This is a genomic window from Streptosporangium amethystogenes, from assembly GCF_000721075.1.
GTDB classification, from domain to species: domain Bacteria; phylum Actinomycetota; class Actinomycetes; order Streptosporangiales; family Streptosporangiaceae; genus Streptosporangium; species Streptosporangium amethystogenes.
Window position 1 is genome coordinate 1 of sequence record NZ_JOEQ01000096.1, and the last position, 2,848, is coordinate 2,848.

General features: G+C 60.7%; 3 protein-coding genes and 1 pseudogene. 3 read left to right on the top strand and 1 reads right to left on the bottom strand.

Annotation, left to right across the window (positions count from 1 at the left end):
• Positions 1–507 precede the first annotated feature (507 nt).
• The 3 genes and pseudogenes from IG98_RS49915 to IG98_RS55080 all read left to right on the top strand — a co-directional run.
• Positions 508–1,047, top strand: coding sequence for an RNA polymerase sigma factor (locus IG98_RS49915; RefSeq protein WP_084196096.1), 540 nt, complete (start codon positions 508–510; stop codon positions 1,045–1,047).
• Positions 1,044–1,970 carry a hypothetical protein gene (locus IG98_RS0143575; protein ID WP_030926352.1) on the top strand — a complete coding sequence of 309 codons (927 nt, stop codon included), beginning with the start codon at positions 1,044–1,046 and terminating at the stop codon, positions 1,968–1,970. Before IG98_RS49915 ends, IG98_RS0143575 begins: the two co-directional genes overlap by 4 nt.
• A 263-nt stretch (positions 1,971–2,233) precedes the next feature.
• Positions 2,234–2,371 (top strand): annotated as a pseudogene (locus tag IG98_RS55080) (transposase); the annotation flags it as partial.
• Positions 2,372–2,507: 136 nt separating this feature from the next.
• Here IG98_RS55080 and IG98_RS52240 read toward each other — a convergent pair.
• Positions 2,508–2,717, bottom strand: a complete 210-nt coding sequence (locus IG98_RS52240; protein WP_030926354.1) for a hypothetical protein — start codon at positions 2,715–2,717, stop codon at positions 2,508–2,510.
• Positions 2,718–2,848: the final 131 nt, after the last annotated feature.

Below are 2,848 nucleotides of genomic sequence, written 5' to 3' on the forward strand. Positions count from 1 at the left end.
GCCGATGATGTGTGGACGCCCTCGGACTGGTCGGTGCCTGAGACCTCCGTCCCCCTGAATCCGGCCGCCGGATAACGACCGCCGCTCCAAGCAGTCAAGCGGCCAAGGCGTCCCGATATCCGGTTGGAGTGTTGACCTCGCGACCAACAGGACGCCGATCATGTGTCCAGTCCCAGGAGATGGCTGACGTTTCTTTACTGTTTCAAGGCAGTCCCCTGCGGCGGCCTGCACGCGCCGGGCGGTCGCTGGCCGCGCTATGGCTCTCCGGCCGGTCGCGGCCGCGCCGCCCATGCGCTTGAACCGCCGTGACGGATAGCGAGACAAGTGAGGCGCGTTCCAAACCGGCTACGAGCTGTACACGCCGACCTCCCCAGAGCCATGCGAGGAAGCGGCTATGACCTCTCACAGTAGGGCGTTTGGTCACCGATGGGTGATACCTGACGGCTGCGCGACATCTACCAGGTAGATGACACGACACGCACCGAAACGGTGGAGGAGAGGCCGCGTGTGAGTGATGAAGAAAGCTTCACCCGCATGTTCCAGGACCATTACGAGTCGGTTCTGCGGTACGCCTGGCGACGGGTTGGTCCTGCGGAAGCTCCAGACATAACCGCCGAGACGTTCAAGATTGCCTGGGAGAAGTACGGGCGATTCCCCCGAGAACAACCGCTGCCCTGGCTGTATGCGACCGCTCGGAATCTCACGCTGAATCTGATCAGACGAGACAACCGGCGAGATGAACTCGCCGGTCCATCGAGTGAGGGCCTGAAGCACCACGGTGTCGAAGCAGACCACGCGACCACGGTCGTCGCCCGACAAACGGCGCTGGCCGCGCTGAACAGTCTGAGCGAAGACGATCGGGAACTGGTGCTCTTGATGTCTTGGGAAGGGCTCGATCTCCGCGGGGCTGCGAAGGTTGTGGGCTGCTCCCGACCTACAGCTGCCATGCGACTGCATCGCGTACGCAAACGACTACGACGCTTGCTCGGAGAAGAGCCACAATCCGTCGCTGCTCGCCAGCCTTCCTGCCAGGGGAATGCCGTATGACCAATGATCTCAAGCAGTTGATGGCTACGCTCCAGACGCATGACCCCGCCAGTCATGTCCGAGCGGATCCCCTGGTGCTGTCCGCCACCCTCCAGAGCATTGTCGCTGACACGGCACGGGCGCCCCGGGCGATCAAACCACACTGGTCCTGGGGGAGGTGGCTCACCCTCATTCCCATCACCGCCCTCCTGGTGGGAGCAGCGGTCGTCATGCCGATCATCATGCATCCCGACAAAATTGGTCCTATGACTCTGGGGCCGGCCAAAGCGTTGGCTTTCACCAAGAATGGTGACTATATCGACGTCAGGATCGTGGAACCGGATGCCGACCCCGAGCGATATCGGCAGGACTTCGCGGCACATGGCCTGAACGTCGAATTGAAGATGGAACCCGCATCGCCCAGCCTCGTCGGCGCGATGGTCTCCGTCTCATCTCCCCAAAGGATGGTGGTGTTCCACAGCGACGGATTCGAAATCAAGGATCGAAATAGAAGCCCTAGAATCAAGAAAATCGAAGGGACCGACTGTGGAAAGATGTGGTGCCTGGCCGGAGTGAGTATTCCTGTCGATCTGCGCAGTCCTTTCGAGGTCACTTTTGGGCGGGCTGCTAGGCCTGGCGAACGGTATGAGATCTCGGGAGATCCGACCGCTCGCGGCGAGATTCTGGAAGGAATGGAACTGGCGAACAGGACGGTAGGTGAGGTCAAGCTCATGCTTCAGCAGCGGCATGCCACCGTCTCGCGCTACTACAAGGCTCCTCCAGAACCCTCTCCTCGTGACGGCTCTGGCTTGGATGTGACCGAGCACCCCCTCCAGGCGGAAGATGTTCCCGACACCTGGTACATACACGAGGTGTTGGGTGGCCATGAAAAGAACACGGTAAGGTTCATCGTCGCGCCCCAGCCCACCGCCAACCCACACTGAGCGGCCTTCACACCTACACGGCTGCGCCCTCAACAGTCCACAGAGGGTGCAGCCACGCTTATAGAAGCGCTTCAGTAGTAAGCCTGAAACCATAAGTCGTAGCGCGGATGCTCAGCCCCTACGCGCCAAGATCCTGACTGCTGAACCGCCCCGTCTTTGATGGTGAATCGCCCCGGGTTCGGTGGAGATTTTGATGTACCCCGGCTTTCGTGGAGTCGCTTTGGTTGACTTACATGCCTCCAGCCTCTTCAGGAGAGGTCGGCATGGCAAGGAGATATTCCCCTGAGTTCCGTCGGAAAGTCCTGGATCTGTTGCAAGCTGGCCGGACCGTGCGGCAGGTGGCCTTCGATCTACAGATCAGCGACCAGATGATCTACAACTGGCGCGAGCAGGAGCTAATCGACACCGGCCAGAAGCCCGGCATCACCTCCTCCGATCACGGGGTGCAGTTCACCTCCTGGGCCTTTACCCGCCGTGCCCACGATTCCGGTCTGGTTCCATCGATGGGGTCGATCGGCGACTGCTTCGACAATGCGGTCATCCAGTCTCCAAGGTGTCCACATTCAAGGGGGAGCGCCCTTCGGCAAGCAGCCATCCGCCGGGAACGATCAGCAATATGCCCATGGCGACCATGGGCATGACCGTGTACGTCTCTATGTCCTTCTCGTACAACCGCGACACCGGGTACCCGAGCCCGAGGCCTACCAGCAGCCCAACACCAGCACCCCGGACAAGATCCTTCCCCATGGGCCCACGATGCCATCAGTCGATGTAGGGCACTGAGGTGCCCAGCAGATTCCGGACAGTCGGCTGCATAAGCTGACAGAAGTCTGGAAGAGGTAGGTACGTGACGAGGCGTCGCAGGCAGTTCTCATCGG